This is a genomic window from Flavobacterium cryophilum, assembly GCF_048286555.1.
GTDB lineage: Bacteria > Bacteroidota > Bacteroidia > Flavobacteriales > Flavobacteriaceae > Flavobacterium.
Map to the genome: position 1 here is coordinate 42,555 of NZ_JBLVPZ010000011.1, position 12,211 is coordinate 54,765.

At 33.8% G+C, this 12,211-nt stretch carries 13 protein-coding genes; 10 read left to right on the plus strand and 3 right to left on the minus strand.

Annotated elements, in window-relative coordinates; translation table 11 throughout:
* Positions 1-206 precede the first annotated feature (206 nt).
* Positions 207-1,094 carry a carbon-nitrogen hydrolase gene (locus ACNQGJ_RS14410; RefSeq protein ID WP_417974264.1) on the plus strand — a complete coding sequence of 296 codons (888 nt, stop codon included), beginning with the start codon at positions 207-209 and terminating at the stop codon, positions 1,092-1,094.
* A gap of 2 nt (positions 1,095-1,096) precedes the next feature.
* A complete protein-coding gene (locus ACNQGJ_RS14415; protein WP_417974262.1) occupies positions 1,097-2,140 on the plus strand; it encodes an agmatine deiminase family protein in 1,044 nt (347 codons plus the stop codon).
* Positions 2,141-2,434: 294 nt separating this feature from the next.
* Here ACNQGJ_RS14415 and ACNQGJ_RS14420 read toward each other — a convergent pair whose 3' ends face one another.
* The gene (locus ACNQGJ_RS14420) at positions 2,435-4,702 is read right to left on the minus strand and encodes a M1 family metallopeptidase (RefSeq protein WP_417974260.1); all 2,268 of its coding nucleotides are present in this window, start codon (positions 4,700-4,702) and stop codon (positions 2,435-2,437) included.
* Positions 4,703-4,877: 175 nt separating this feature from the next.
* Here ACNQGJ_RS14420 and ACNQGJ_RS14425 point away from each other — a divergent pair, with 175 nt between their 5' ends.
* The 3 genes from ACNQGJ_RS14425 (at position 4,878) to ACNQGJ_RS14435 (ending at position 6,982) form a co-directional block, all read left to right on the plus strand.
* Positions 4,878-5,729: an aldose 1-epimerase family protein gene (locus ACNQGJ_RS14425; RefSeq protein WP_417974258.1), complete on the plus strand. Its 852-nt coding sequence runs from the start codon at positions 4,878-4,880 to the stop codon at positions 5,727-5,729.
* A gap of 9 nt (positions 5,730-5,738) precedes the next feature.
* Entirely contained in the window at positions 5,739-6,287 is a 549-nt protein-coding gene (locus ACNQGJ_RS14430) for a GNAT family N-acetyltransferase (RefSeq protein ID WP_417974256.1), read from the plus strand.
* Positions 6,288-6,430: 143 nt separating this feature from the next.
* Complete coding sequence (locus ACNQGJ_RS14435; RefSeq protein ID WP_417974254.1) at positions 6,431-6,982, plus strand: DUF3575 domain-containing protein; 552 nt, start codon at positions 6,431-6,433, stop codon at positions 6,980-6,982.
* A gap of 2 nt (positions 6,983-6,984) precedes the next feature.
* Here ACNQGJ_RS14435 and ACNQGJ_RS14440 read toward each other — a convergent pair whose 3' ends face one another.
* Positions 6,985-7,215 (minus strand): VF530 family protein, encoded by a 231-nt coding sequence (locus tag ACNQGJ_RS14440; protein ID WP_417974252.1) that lies wholly within the window; start codon positions 7,213-7,215, stop codon positions 6,985-6,987.
* A gap of 48 nt (positions 7,216-7,263) precedes the next feature.
* Here ACNQGJ_RS14440 and ACNQGJ_RS14445 point away from each other — a divergent pair, with 48 nt between their 5' ends.
* The 3 genes from ACNQGJ_RS14445 (at position 7,264) to ACNQGJ_RS14455 (ending at position 9,370) form a co-directional block, all read left to right on the plus strand.
* A complete protein-coding gene (locus ACNQGJ_RS14445; protein WP_417974250.1) occupies positions 7,264-7,749 on the plus strand; it encodes a histidine phosphatase family protein in 486 nt (161 codons plus the stop codon).
* A 38-nt stretch (positions 7,750-7,787) separates the two neighbouring features.
* On the plus strand, positions 7,788-8,240 hold the full coding sequence (gene smpB / locus ACNQGJ_RS14450) for an SsrA-binding protein SmpB (protein ID WP_417974248.1): 453 nt from the start codon (positions 7,788-7,790) through the stop codon (positions 8,238-8,240).
* Between the two features lie 80 nt (positions 8,241-8,320).
* The gene (locus tag ACNQGJ_RS14455) at positions 8,321-9,370 is read left to right on the plus strand and encodes a Fic family protein (RefSeq protein ID WP_417974246.1); all 1,050 of its coding nucleotides are present in this window, start codon (positions 8,321-8,323) and stop codon (positions 9,368-9,370) included.
* Positions 9,371-9,445: 75 nt separating this feature from the next.
* Here ACNQGJ_RS14455 and ACNQGJ_RS14460 read toward each other — a convergent pair whose 3' ends face one another.
* The gene (locus tag ACNQGJ_RS14460; protein WP_417974244.1) at positions 9,446-10,087 is read right to left on the minus strand and encodes a protein-L-isoaspartate(D-aspartate) O-methyltransferase; all 642 of its coding nucleotides are present in this window, start codon (positions 10,085-10,087) and stop codon (positions 9,446-9,448) included.
* Between the two features lie 144 nt (positions 10,088-10,231).
* On the opposite strand from ACNQGJ_RS14460, the gene ACNQGJ_RS14465 reads away from it, so the two are divergent.
* The gene (locus tag ACNQGJ_RS14465) at positions 10,232-11,197 is read left to right on the plus strand and encodes a Gfo/Idh/MocA family protein (protein ID WP_417974242.1); all 966 of its coding nucleotides are present in this window, start codon (positions 10,232-10,234) and stop codon (positions 11,195-11,197) included.
* 82 nt (positions 11,198-11,279) lie between these two features.
* Positions 11,280-12,167, plus strand: coding sequence for a 3-hydroxyacyl-CoA dehydrogenase family protein (locus tag ACNQGJ_RS14470; protein WP_417974240.1), 888 nt, complete (start codon positions 11,280-11,282; stop codon positions 12,165-12,167).
* The last annotated feature ends 44 nt before the right edge of the window (positions 12,168-12,211 follow it).

Here is a 12,211-nt window from a genome sequence, read left to right on the forward strand (position 1 = left end):
TTATATATTAATTTTTACGCCCCTCGAAGTCTTGATAGAAATGAGAAATATTCTTTATAGCCACGAGACAAGTACGCTCCCCTTCAGTGTAGCTTTTAAAAATGCAAAACAATGGATCCCTAAACTATTTAAAATCTAAAAAACACTTAACTCCCATTTTCTACTCTTTATAAAATTCACTATTTTTGCGGTATAAAATTTTAGTCATGCCAAACAAAAAATACAAAATAGCGGTCCTTCAATTGAATCTTAATGATATTGCCGAAAACAACTTGAAAAAATGTATCAGTTGGGTTCGTGATGCCGCCAACCGTGGTGCCGAAGTAATTTTGTTGCCGGAATTATACAGCAGTCATTATTTTTGTCAAAGCGAAGATGTAGATAATTTTGCTTTGGCAGAACCATTATATAGCACTTCGTTTATTGCTTTTAGCGCTTTGGCCAAAGAACTAGGCGTGGTAATTATTGTTCCTTTCTTCGAAAAAAGAATGTCAGGAATATACCATAACAGTGCATACATCATTGACACTGATGGTTCAGAAGCAGGATTGTATCGCAAAATGCACATTCCGGATGATCCACATTTTTATGAAAAATTCTATTTCACCCCCGGTGATTTGGGCTTTAAAACAATTCCAACTAAAAAAGGAAAGGTTGGCACGCTGATTTGTTGGGACCAATGGTATCCGGAAGCGGCTCGTTTAACTGCTTTGCAAGGTGCAGAAGTGTTATTTTACCCAACAGCAATTGGCTGGCATCCAGGTGAAAAAGATGAATATGGAGTAAACCAACATGGTGCTTGGATGAGTGTGATGAAAGGTCACGCCGTTGCAAATGGCGTTTATGTGGCAGCGGCAAACAGGATCGGTTTAGAACAATACTTGCCTGATACGGCGGGAATTCAGTTTTGGGGATCTTCGTTTATTGCGGGACCACAAGGCGAAATTTTGGCGCAAGCCTCACACGATAAAGAAGAAATTCTTATTGCCGAAGTAGATTTAGACTTACAAGAAAATGTGCGTCAGAACTGGCCTTTCTTTAGAGACAGAAGAATAGACGCTTTTGGTGATATTACAAAAAGAGCGATTGACTAATTATGAAAACGAGTAACAACAGAAGATTCCCTGCTGAGTGGGAAAAGCAACAAGGAATTTTACTTTGTTTTCCACACAACGGCAAGGATTGGCCAGGAAAATATGAAGCGATTCAATGGGCTTTTGTGGAATTCATTAAAAAAGTGGCTACTTTCGAGCACGTGTTTTTAGTAGTTGCGGATGAAAACCAAAAAGAAAAAGTCAATACGATGTTAGAAACAGCTCATGTTGAATTGATTAATGTTTCGTACATTATTCATAAAACCAATAGAAGTTGGATGCGTGATTCGGGCCCAATTGTTGTAAAAAACGGAACCCATAGAGAAGCTTTGAATTTTAATTTTAATGGCTGGGCCAAATATAAAAACATTCAGCTGGACAAATTTGTTCCTGCCAAAGTAGGCGAATTTTTAAATATTCCAGTTACTCAAGTACGCTATAAAGGAAAACCAGTTACAATAGAAGGAGGAGCGATAGACACCAATGGTCAAGGTACTTTACTGACTTCCGAAGAATGCTTGATGCATCCTGATATTCAGGTTCGAAATCCAAATTTCACCAAAGCCGATTACGAAGCCGTTTTCAAAGAATACCTTGGAATTACGAATGTGATTTGGTTAGGTGACGGAATTGAAGGCGATGATACACACGGGCATATTGATGATTTATGCCGTTTTGTCAACGAAGATACAATTGTGACTATTGTGGAAACAGATCCAACCGATAAGAACTACAAACCGTTGCAAGAGAACTTAAAACGATTGCAAAACGCCAAACTGGAAAATGGAAAATCACCCGTAATTGTGGTATTACCGATGCCAAAACGTTTGGAATTTAATGGCTTGAGATTGCCTGCCAGTTATGCTAATTTCCTGATTTTGAACAATTGTATTCTGGTTCCAACTTTTAACGACAGTAATGACAGAAAAGCGCTGAATATCCTTTCAGAATGTTTTCCTGATAGAGAAATCATCGGAATTAGTGCAACTGATTTTATATGGGGTTTTGGAACATTGCACTGCTTGAGTCAGCAAATTCCGGAATAGATTTAAAATAAATAAACCCGTTGGGTGTAATTAATAAAAATTTCAATTAATCTTAAATAAAAAAATTGAACCATATAGAAACATAGAAAAAAAGAATAGGATAGCCTAATACTTGGGTTCACCTAGCTATAGTTTTCTCTAAAAAAGTGAAACGCCTTAAATAATTTTAAAATCGATGTTTCTATGTGGTTAAAAAATTAAACAAATTGAATTACACCCAACGGGTTAAATAAAATAAAAAAGACTTGTAGATTTAATTCCTACAAGTCTTTTCTTTTTTATAATATTTAGTGACTATTTATCTTTTGTAAAAGGTATTTTTTGTCCTTCGGGAACAGTCATGTCAAATCCGTTTAGATTGTCATCAAATTGAAATTTAAGTCCCGCTTGTTTCGACTCGAAACTATTTTTTCCTGTAGGTTCCACCGTGAAACTCGGATAATTCGTTATCAAAACATTTAACGCACCATTTTTTTCTGAAAAAGTAATTTTTAGTGGCGCCATTTTAGTAGAATATGTTCCTAAATAACCATCCAGAATTACATCTTTTTCAATCAAACCTTTACTTGCTGTCCAGGTGTTATTTCCTTCATTACTGTCTGGTAAAACATGATCCGGATCTAGCGTGATACTTTCAATTTCCTCCGTAGAATTATGTTTGAATGACCAAGCTTTGTTTTTTTGCCAAACTACAACCGGTAATTTAACACGAGTTATTTTTCCGCTTTTCGATTTCACATCTAAACTTACCGGCATTGCCATTTTTTCGAAGTTTTCAATCGAAATTATAACGCCTTTCTTAGGATCATTTTTTACATATTTTATCGAATTAATTCCTTGGTCTAAACGCCAATTGTATTGGAACCAACCTCTCCAAAACCAACTTAAATCCTCTCCTGCAACATTTTCAATTGTTCTGAAAAAATCGTCTGGTTGTGGATGTTTGTATGCCCAACGCTCTACATAGGTTTTCAATGCTAAATCAAAACGTTCCGATCCCAATACTTGTTCGCGCAAAATCACTAATCCCGAACTTGGTTTTGAATAGGCTAAAAGACCTATATTGCGTTCTTTCATATTATCCGGAGAACTCATTATGGTTTCAAGATTCGGACTTGTATACGCTTCAGCTCTTTGATGCATATCAACTGGCTTGTCTTTGTATTCGCCATTATTAAAATCTATGGAGCTCAATGAATTTATAAAAGTATTGAAACCTTCATCCATCCAAGCAAACAATCTTTCATTTGACCCAACAATCATAGGAAACCAAATGTGTCCAAATTCATGATCCGTAACACCCCATAAATCAGCTCCTTTAGACTCCCAACTGCAAAAAACAATTCCTGGATATTCCATTCCGCCTTCATTACCGGCAACGTTCGTAGCTGCAGGATACGGATATTCCAACCATCTTTTAGAATAATTCTCTATGGTAGCTTTCGTATATTCTGTTGAACGTCCCCATGCTGCTTCACCGGCACTTTCGATTGGATAAACTGAGATTGCAAACGATTTTTTTCCACTTGGCAAATTTATTTTTGCTGCGTCTAAAATAAATGCCGCTGACGAAGACCAAGAAAAATCTCGTGCATTTTTGATTTTATAATTCCACGTTTTAGTAGTTGCTGTAATAATTTTAGACGAATTTTCAACTTCTGCCGCAGTACGGATAAAAACTGTTTTATCACTTTGTTTCGCTTGCGCTAATCTACTTTGCTCCACAGTAGAATAAACTGTTGTAGGATTTAGCAATTCGCCGGAAGCAACCACAATATGATTCGATGGCGCCGTAATGCTCACATCGAAATCACCGTATTCCAGATAAAATTCCGAAGCTCCCAAATACGGATTCGTATTCCAACCTCTTACATCATCATACACACACATGCGCGGATACCATTGCGCAATGGTGAAAATTTTACCGTTTTTAGTTTCCAAAATTCCCATTCTATCCGAGCCTTCAAAAGGCGCAATAAAAGAAAAATCGATTTTGATTTTAACAGAACCTCCTTTAGCATTCAATCCTTGCGGAAGAAAAACCTGCATTCTGGTGTCGGTAATTACATACTTAGCTTCAACCTCAGTTGATTTTCCTTTGACTGTACTTACCAGTTTCACCGATTTTATTACATGTCCACCATTAAAAACTTGGCCTTGCGCTCCATTTCGGCTTCCTGTCAAAGGAACAATTGCATTTCCGCGGGAATCCGCTTTGAATAAATTCTGGTCTAAATTCATCCAAACAAAAGCCATTTTATCCGGGCTGTTGTTCGTATACGTGATAATTCCCGTTCCGGAGATTTCGTTATTTTTTTCATCCAGTTTCGCCGTTAATTTATAATCGGCACTGTTTTGCCAATATTCAGCTCCAGGCTGACCACTAGCTGAACGCGTACTTGTTCCATTCTTTGAATAAAAAAACGGAGCAAATGCATCATGGTAATCGTACTTTGAAATTGCGGTACCAGATACATTTACTGGGGTTTGTTGCGCCCAAATAGATGCAACTCCTAATAATAAAGTCAAATGTAAATAGACTCTGAAGCGGATATTTTTCATTTTTTATTGTATTTTATATCACAAATTAATGAAAAAAAAGAGAATTTCTAACTATTGAATTAAAATTGATTCCATTTTAAAACAATAAAATCATGCAGAAAGCCAATTAGAATTAAAAATTATAAAATATATTTACGCCATAATCCTATTAATAAATTAATTCGAAAAGATAATTTTGACAACTACGCTAACAAACTCGAATCTTTCTGCTGAAATCAAACATTTTGGTGCTGAATTAATTTCCTTAAAAACGAATCTGAATAAAGAATTCATTTGGGAAGGAAATCCAGATTTTTGGGGCAAGCACTCTCCTATTTTATTTCCAATTGTTGGTACCTTAAAAAATAATTCCTTTCATCATAATGAAATCGAATATCATCTATCGCGACACGGTTTTGCCAGAGACATGGCATTTGAATTAATCTATGCGACCGAAAATAGTGCTGCTTTCTCCCTACAATCTTCTGAAGAAACAGTAAAAGTGTATCCTTTTGAATTTGAATTGCAAATCATTTACACATTGGAAAAAAATAATTTATCTATTGCTTATAAAGTACTTAATAAAGGAAAATCTAGAATGCCATTTGCTATTGGTGCACATCCTGCTTTTGCTTTACCAAATCAATTTGAAAATTATGCTATTGCTTTTGAAAAAGAAGAATCTTTGGAATATTATCTTTTGGAGAATGATTTAATTTCTAATAAAATGAAGAAAATAGAAGCTCATAATAAACAGGTTCCGCTCGCGTATGAATTATTTGAAAACGACGCATTGATTTTTAAAACAATCAAATCCAAAGCGGTGACAATTTTAGAAAATGAAAATCCACTGTTAACCGTACATTTTGAAAATTTTCCAAGTTTAGGAATTTGGACCAAAATGAAAGCCCCTTTTATTTGTATTGAGCCTTGGTTCGGTTATTCGGATACCACTGAAAATTCCGGAAATCTATTTGAAAAAGAAGGCATTCAAATTTTAGAATCAAATGAAACTTTCCATTCAAAATTCAGTATCGAAATCCTTTAATTGTAAAATATGTTAACTATAAACTTTAGTCCATTTCCAAATTTAGAAACCGAACGCTTGCTTTTAAGAAGAGTAGACGCAAATGATATAAAAGAGATTTTTGCATTGCGATCTAATCCAGAAACCATGAAATATATTCCAAGACCTTTGCTAAAAACAGATGAAGAAGCCTTGGAACATATTGCAATGATTGATACCAAAATAGAAACTAATGAAGGTATCAATTGGGCGATTACGTTCAAAGATAATCCAAAATTAATTGGAATAATTGGTCATTACAAAATAAAACCTGAGCATTTTCGTGCCGAAATTGGCTATATGTTACTTCCGGAATATCATGGAAAAGGAATTATTTCTGAAGCAGTGAAAGTAGCGGTACAATATGGCTTTAAAACAATGAAGTTGCATTCTATTGAAGCAATTTTAGATCCTAAAAACCATGGATCTGCAAAAGTTTTAGAAAAAAATGGTTTTGTTAAAGAAGCGCATTTAAAGGAAAACGAATTTTTTGATGGTCAATTTTTGGATACCGTAATTTATTCCATTTTAAACAAATAGTCTTTTTTCTAGTCTACTTTTACAATGTTAAAATACGTTTAAACTGACATTTTTAACGTTTAACACAAAAGAAATCAAACATTATTTTTTACATTTGCGCCAAATTCGGTTCTTTTTTAATTGGATTACGCTACAAAAAAATTATGAAAAAATTATTTGCTATTACTTTTCTGTTTTTTTCCTTTTTATTACAAAGTCAAACTTATATAAAAGTGAATGCTCTAACTACTTTATTAACGGTTCCAAATGTTGGTATTGAAACTAGTATTGGAGAAAAATCTACTGTACAATTTGATGTGTTGGCTTCTTTTTGGAAATCGGTAGATGGAAAACCTAGAGAATTTTACACTTTTACACCTGAATATAGATATCATTTTAAAGAGAAACACAATGGTTTTTATGCCGGTGCGCATATTGGTATGAGTATTTTTAATTTTCAAAAATGGAATTATATCAACACTGACATGTATGAAAACGGTGTTGGATATTTTATAGGTTCAACTATTGGTTATCAAGTAAAAATCAATGACAAATTCATGTTGGATTGTTTCCTAGGTGGCGGTTGGCATCAAGGTTTTTACAAAGGCTATTTAATAAGCACAGGCGAACGTTATGAAGGAGCTGGCGATTATAACAAGAGTGGGGAATGGTTTCCTTATAGAGGTGGTTTTATGGTTTCCTATAAGCTAAACTAAAATCATTTGGAAAATTTAGCTTCTGATTTTATATACAAATCTTCTACTTGCTTTCTTGCCCAATCCGTTTTTCTTAAAAAAGTTAAACTGGATTTAATGCTTGGTTTATCTGTAAAACATTTAATTTTCACTAACTCTCCAAGAGTATCGAACCCATAATAATCCACTAATTGTTCTACAATTCTTTGAAGCGTAATTCCGTGAAGCGGATCTTTCGATTTTAAGTTTTCCATTTTGCAAATATATAAAATCGATAAATACTAATTTTACAATTTATTCAAATGAAAAAATATCTATTAATAGTCGCTTTATTTGTTTTACAAATTAGCTTTGGACAACAAAACACCACCACTTATTACTTTATACGTCATGCTGAAAAAGTAGATAATTCTCAAAATCCCGATTTATCAGAAATCGGTTTAGAAAGAGCTACTCTTTGGAAAAAAATATTCTCTGAAATTGATTTTGATGAAATATATTCCACCGATTATAAAAGAACAACACAAACAGCAACTCCTACTGCTACAGCCAAGAAGATTCAAATTAAATTATACAATCCTAAAACTATATCCATTGATTCATTTAAAAAAGAAACACTTGGTAAAAAAGTTTTGATTGTAGGTCATAGTAACACTACAGCAAATTTTGTCAATCAAATTATTAATCAAAAAAAATATGCAGCTATTGAAGACACCACTTTTGGTAATCTTTATATTGTAACTATAAAAGGCGACTCGATCACATACCAACTTTTGAAATTGCCATAAGTTATTGCTAAACCTTTAATTTTTGTTACATTTGCACTATGCTAAAAACAATAAACATATTAAACAAAAGAGCTCGATTTGACTATGAAATAATCGAGACTTTCACTGCTGGAATTGTTTTAGCCGGAACTGAAATCAAATCCATTCGATTAGGAAAAGCAAATATTACAGAGAGTTTTTGTGAATTTAGCAATAACGAACTTTTTGCGATCAATACTTATATTGAAGAGTACACTTTTGGTAATCAATTTAACCACAAAGCAAGAAGCGAACGTAAATTACTTTTAAATAAAAGAGAATTAAAAAGCTTGGCTAAAAGCGTTCAGGCAAAAGGATTAACCGTAATCCCTTTGAAATTGTTCACCAATGAAAAAGGAATGGCTAAACTACAAATTGGTCTTTGTAAAGGAAAAAAAACCTATGACAAGCGTGAATCTCTTAAAGAACAAGATACCAAACGCGATCTAGACAGAATCAAAAAATCATTTTAAATTAAAAAAATATTGAATAAATTACTTTTTGCTTTAAAAAATGACTAAATTTGTCAAGACAATTTAAAACATTTCTAAAAATGAAAACACTACTCAAAAACGCCAGAGAACAAAAAGGACTCAAAACTAGAGAAGTGGCTCAACTTTTAGGAATTGATCAAGCCTTAATCAGTAAATTTGAAAGTGGAGGCAGAAAACCTACCAGAGAACAAGTTATAAAGCTAGCTTCTTTACTGGAAATAGATTTAGGAACAATAATGGTAGTTTGGCTTAAAGAAAAAATTCTTTATGAAATTGGAGAAGATGAATTTGCGCTAAAAGCATTACTGGTTGCAGAAGAAGAAATAAGATATCAAAGCAAGCCTTCCAAGAAAAAATTATCAACTACACTTCAGAAAATTTTAGATGAAATAGATACATTAAAAACAAAACTGGATAGTTTTCGACAGTTTGACAGTTATCGTATTACACAAGCGTTAGAATTAGAATATACTTTTGAAAGTAACCGAATTGAAGGGAATACCATGACGCTGCGTGAAACTGATTTGGTTATCAATGAAGGTTTAACAATTTCAGGAAAAAGTATGCGGGAACATCTTGAAGTTATTAATCATCAAGAAGCAATCGCATACATCAAAGATTTAATGCAAAGAAATAGTTCCATAAATGAACGCGAAGTACTGTCTATCCATAATCTTATTTTGAGAGGGATTCATCCTGAAGATGCAGGTCGCTACAGGAAAGTACAAGTTATGATTCAAGGAAGCAGTTATATGCCTCCACAACCTTTTCTTGTTGCCAAAGAAATGGAGGATTTTTTTATTTGGTATGAAACTAATAAATCAATCCTTCATCCAATAGTTTTGGCTGCTGAAATACACGAGCGTTTAGTTACCATTCATCCGTTTATTGATGGGAATGGCAGAACTTCCCGCTTGGTTATGAACTTGGTTTTATTGCAACATGGCTATATCATTGCTAATATAAAAGGTGATTATGACACTCGAATGCAATATTATCAAACACTTGAAACGGCTCAAACTAAAAACAACAAAGAAGATTTTTTGCTGTTTATTGCTCAAATAGAAAAAGAAAGTTTAGAACGGTATCTAAACATTATTGGTAAATAAAAATACATCTTCAGCTCCCTTCCCTTTGCTTCGCCAGTTCGCTGTTGCTCATTGATATGGATTGGGAATGCGGTTTTAATTTTTATCTTCTAATAATGGTACGAATCGAAATTCTCCAAACTCATGTTTTTCGAATTGCGTTTCATTTTTCCTGATTAGCAAAGTCATTATTTGCACCTCTTCTCCTAATGGAATAACGAGCCTTCCTCCTATTTTTAGCTGTGCCATCAAAGCCTGCGGAATAAATGGCGCACCTGCCGTTACAATAATGCTATCAAAAGGAGCGTAACTTGGTAATCCTTTATAACCATCTCCAAAAGAAAGATGTTTGGGACGAATATTCAATTTTGGAAATAAAATAGAAGTTTGCTTAAACAACTCTTTTTGTCTTTCAACACTAAATACTTTGGCTCCTAATAAACATAAAACAGCAGTTTGATATCCAGAACCTGTTCCAATTTCTAAAATTTTATGTTCTTTTTTTACTTCTAATAATTGAGATTGAAAAGCTACAGTATACGGTTGTGATATCGTTTGGCCAGCTGCAATAGGAAATGCTTTATCTTGATACGCAAAGTCTTCAAAACTGGAATTTAAAAATAAATGTCTCGGAATCTTTTTTATGGCATCCAAAACACTTTTATCAGTAATCCCTTTTTGCTCTAAAACGCTTACTAATTGATTCCGAAGTCCTTGATGCTTGGCTGTGTCTTTCAAAATTTACTGTTTTATTTTGGTAAAAATAGAAAACAATTTCTGAATTCAAATGTTGGATTTTAAATTTTAAATAAACTGAATAATTGTCCCACATCAATAATAGATTAATCATTTTATTGCTATTTTTGTAAAAATTACATCATTATGCTGAAAATTGGAGTATTAGGTGCTGGTCATCTAGGAAAAATACATTTGCGACTATTACAACAATCTGAGAAATATGAGTTAGTCGGTTTTTATGATCCAAATCAAGAGAATGCCGAAAAGATTTCTAAAGAATTTGGATATAAACATTTTAACACAATTGCAACTCTTATTCATGCAGTTGATGTAATTGACATTGTAACACCAACCCTTTCTCATTACAAATGTGCCAAAGTAGCCATCAAATCTGGCAAGCATGTTTTTATAGAAAAACCAATTTCAAATACGGTCGAAGAAGCCGAAGAAATTATCGCTTTGGCGGCAGAATACAATGTCAAAGGTCAAGTTGGGCATGTGGAGCGTTTCAATCCTGCATTCATAGCTACTAAAAACATGATCGAAAACCCTATGTTTATTGAAACCCATCGGCTTGCGGAATTTAATCCACGTGGAACCGATGTTCCTGTAGTCTTAGATCTAATGATTCATGATATTGATGCTATATTGAGTGTAGTAAAATCTAAAGTGAAAAATATAAATGCGAGTGGGGTTTCGGTTATCAGTGATACGCCGGATATTGCCAATGCAAGAATAGAATTCGAAAATGGTTGTGTTGCTAATTTAACAGCGAGCCGAATTTCGATGAAAAACATGCGCAAATCTCGTTTTTTCCAAAAAGACGCTTACATCTCAGTGGATTTCTTAGAAAAGAAATGTGAAGTGGTAAAAATGAAAGACGCTCCGGAAGTTCCCGGTGATTTTGATATGATTTTACAAAATGCTGAAGGCGTTAAAAAACAAATCTATTTCTCCAATCCTGATGTAGAGCAAAACAACGCAATTCTTGACGAATTAGAATCATTTGCAGACGCTGTAATCAATAATACAGAACCAGTCGTAACATTAGAACAAGCTACTGAAGCGTTAAAAGTGGCGTACCAAATTATTGATTGTTTTAAAAAATAAATAAAATTTGTTTAAAGTTTAAGGTTTAAAGTTGCTCAAGAAAACTTTAAACTTTAAACTTTAAAACTTTAAACCATATAACATGAAAACAATAGCTGTAATCGGAGCAGGAACAATGGGAAATGGAATTGCCCATACCTTTGCACAAAGCGGTTTTACCGTAAAATTAATAGATGTTTCAGAGCAATCATTGGATAAAGGGATGGCTACTATCGCCGCTAATTTAGACCGAATGATTGCAAAAGGAAGCATTACTCAAGAAGACAAAGCAAAAACTATTACTAATATCATAACCTATACTGATATTAAAGATGGTGTTGTAGGTGTTGATTTAGTGGTTGAAGCGGCTACTGAAAATGTAGAATTAAAACTAAATATCTTCAAGCAATTAAATGAAGCTTGTTTTCCCGATACAATTTTGGCAACCAATACTTCTTCCATTTCAATTACTCAAATTGGAGCCGTTGTGGCCCATCCGGAACGTGTAATTGGGATGCATTTTATGAATCCGGTACCAATTATGAAACTGGTAGAAATCATTCGTGGTTACAACACTAGCGATGAAGTAACAAAAATCATTATGAATCTTTCTGAGAAATTAGGAAAAACACCCGTTGAAGTCAACGATTATCCTGGTTTTGTTGCCAATAGAATTTTGATGCCAATGATTAACGAAGCTATCGAAACCTTGTACAACAAAGTGGCCGGTGTTTATGAAATTGACACTGTTATGAAACTTGGAATGGGTCACCCAATGGGACCATTACAACTTGCTGATTTTATTGGTCTTGATGTATGTTTGGCTATTTTAAACGTACTCTACGACGGTTTCAAAAATCCAAAATATGCGCCTTGTCCATTATTAGTAAATATGGTTCGAGCCGGAAAAATGGGAGTAAAATCTGGTGAAGGTTTCTACGATTATTCTGAAAGCAAGAAAGCAGAGAAGATTTCTAAACAATTTATATAAAAGTCACCCTTCTCGGTCGCAGTTTTCAGGTTTTACGATCAGCC

What these genes read in the sequence shown, in the direction of transcription:
- ACNQGJ_RS14440 (WP_417974252.1), bottom strand. Translation starts at nt 7,215, where the DNA reads ATGGAAAACTTAAAATCGAAAGATCCGCTTCACGGAATTACGCTTCAA.
- ACNQGJ_RS14415 (WP_417974262.1), top strand. Translation starts at nt 1,097, where the DNA reads ATGAAAACGAGTAACAACAGAAGATTCCCTGCTGAGTGGGAAAAGCAA.
- ACNQGJ_RS14430 (WP_417974256.1), top strand. Translation starts at nt 5,739, where the DNA reads ATGTTAACTATAAACTTTAGTCCATTTCCAAATTTAGAAACCGAACGC.
- ACNQGJ_RS14410 (WP_417974264.1), top strand. Translation starts at nt 207, where the DNA reads ATGCCAAACAAAAAATACAAAATAGCGGTCCTTCAATTGAATCTTAAT.
- ACNQGJ_RS14465 (WP_417974242.1), top strand. Translation starts at nt 10,232, where the DNA reads ATGCTGAAAATTGGAGTATTAGGTGCTGGTCATCTAGGAAAAATACAT.
- ACNQGJ_RS14445 (WP_417974250.1), top strand. Translation starts at nt 7,264, where the DNA reads ATGAAAAAATATCTATTAATAGTCGCTTTATTTGTTTTACAAATTAGC.
- ACNQGJ_RS14420 (WP_417974260.1), bottom strand. Translation starts at nt 4,702, where the DNA reads ATGAAAAATATCCGCTTCAGAGTCTATTTACATTTGACTTTATTATTA.
- smpB (WP_417974248.1), top strand. Translation starts at nt 7,788, where the DNA reads ATGCTAAAAACAATAAACATATTAAACAAAAGAGCTCGATTTGACTAT.
- ACNQGJ_RS14455 (WP_417974246.1), top strand. Translation starts at nt 8,321, where the DNA reads ATGAAAACACTACTCAAAAACGCCAGAGAACAAAAAGGACTCAAAACT.
- ACNQGJ_RS14435 (WP_417974254.1), top strand. Translation starts at nt 6,431, where the DNA reads ATGAAAAAATTATTTGCTATTACTTTTCTGTTTTTTTCCTTTTTATTA.
- ACNQGJ_RS14470 (WP_417974240.1), top strand. Translation starts at nt 11,280, where the DNA reads ATGAAAACAATAGCTGTAATCGGAGCAGGAACAATGGGAAATGGAATT.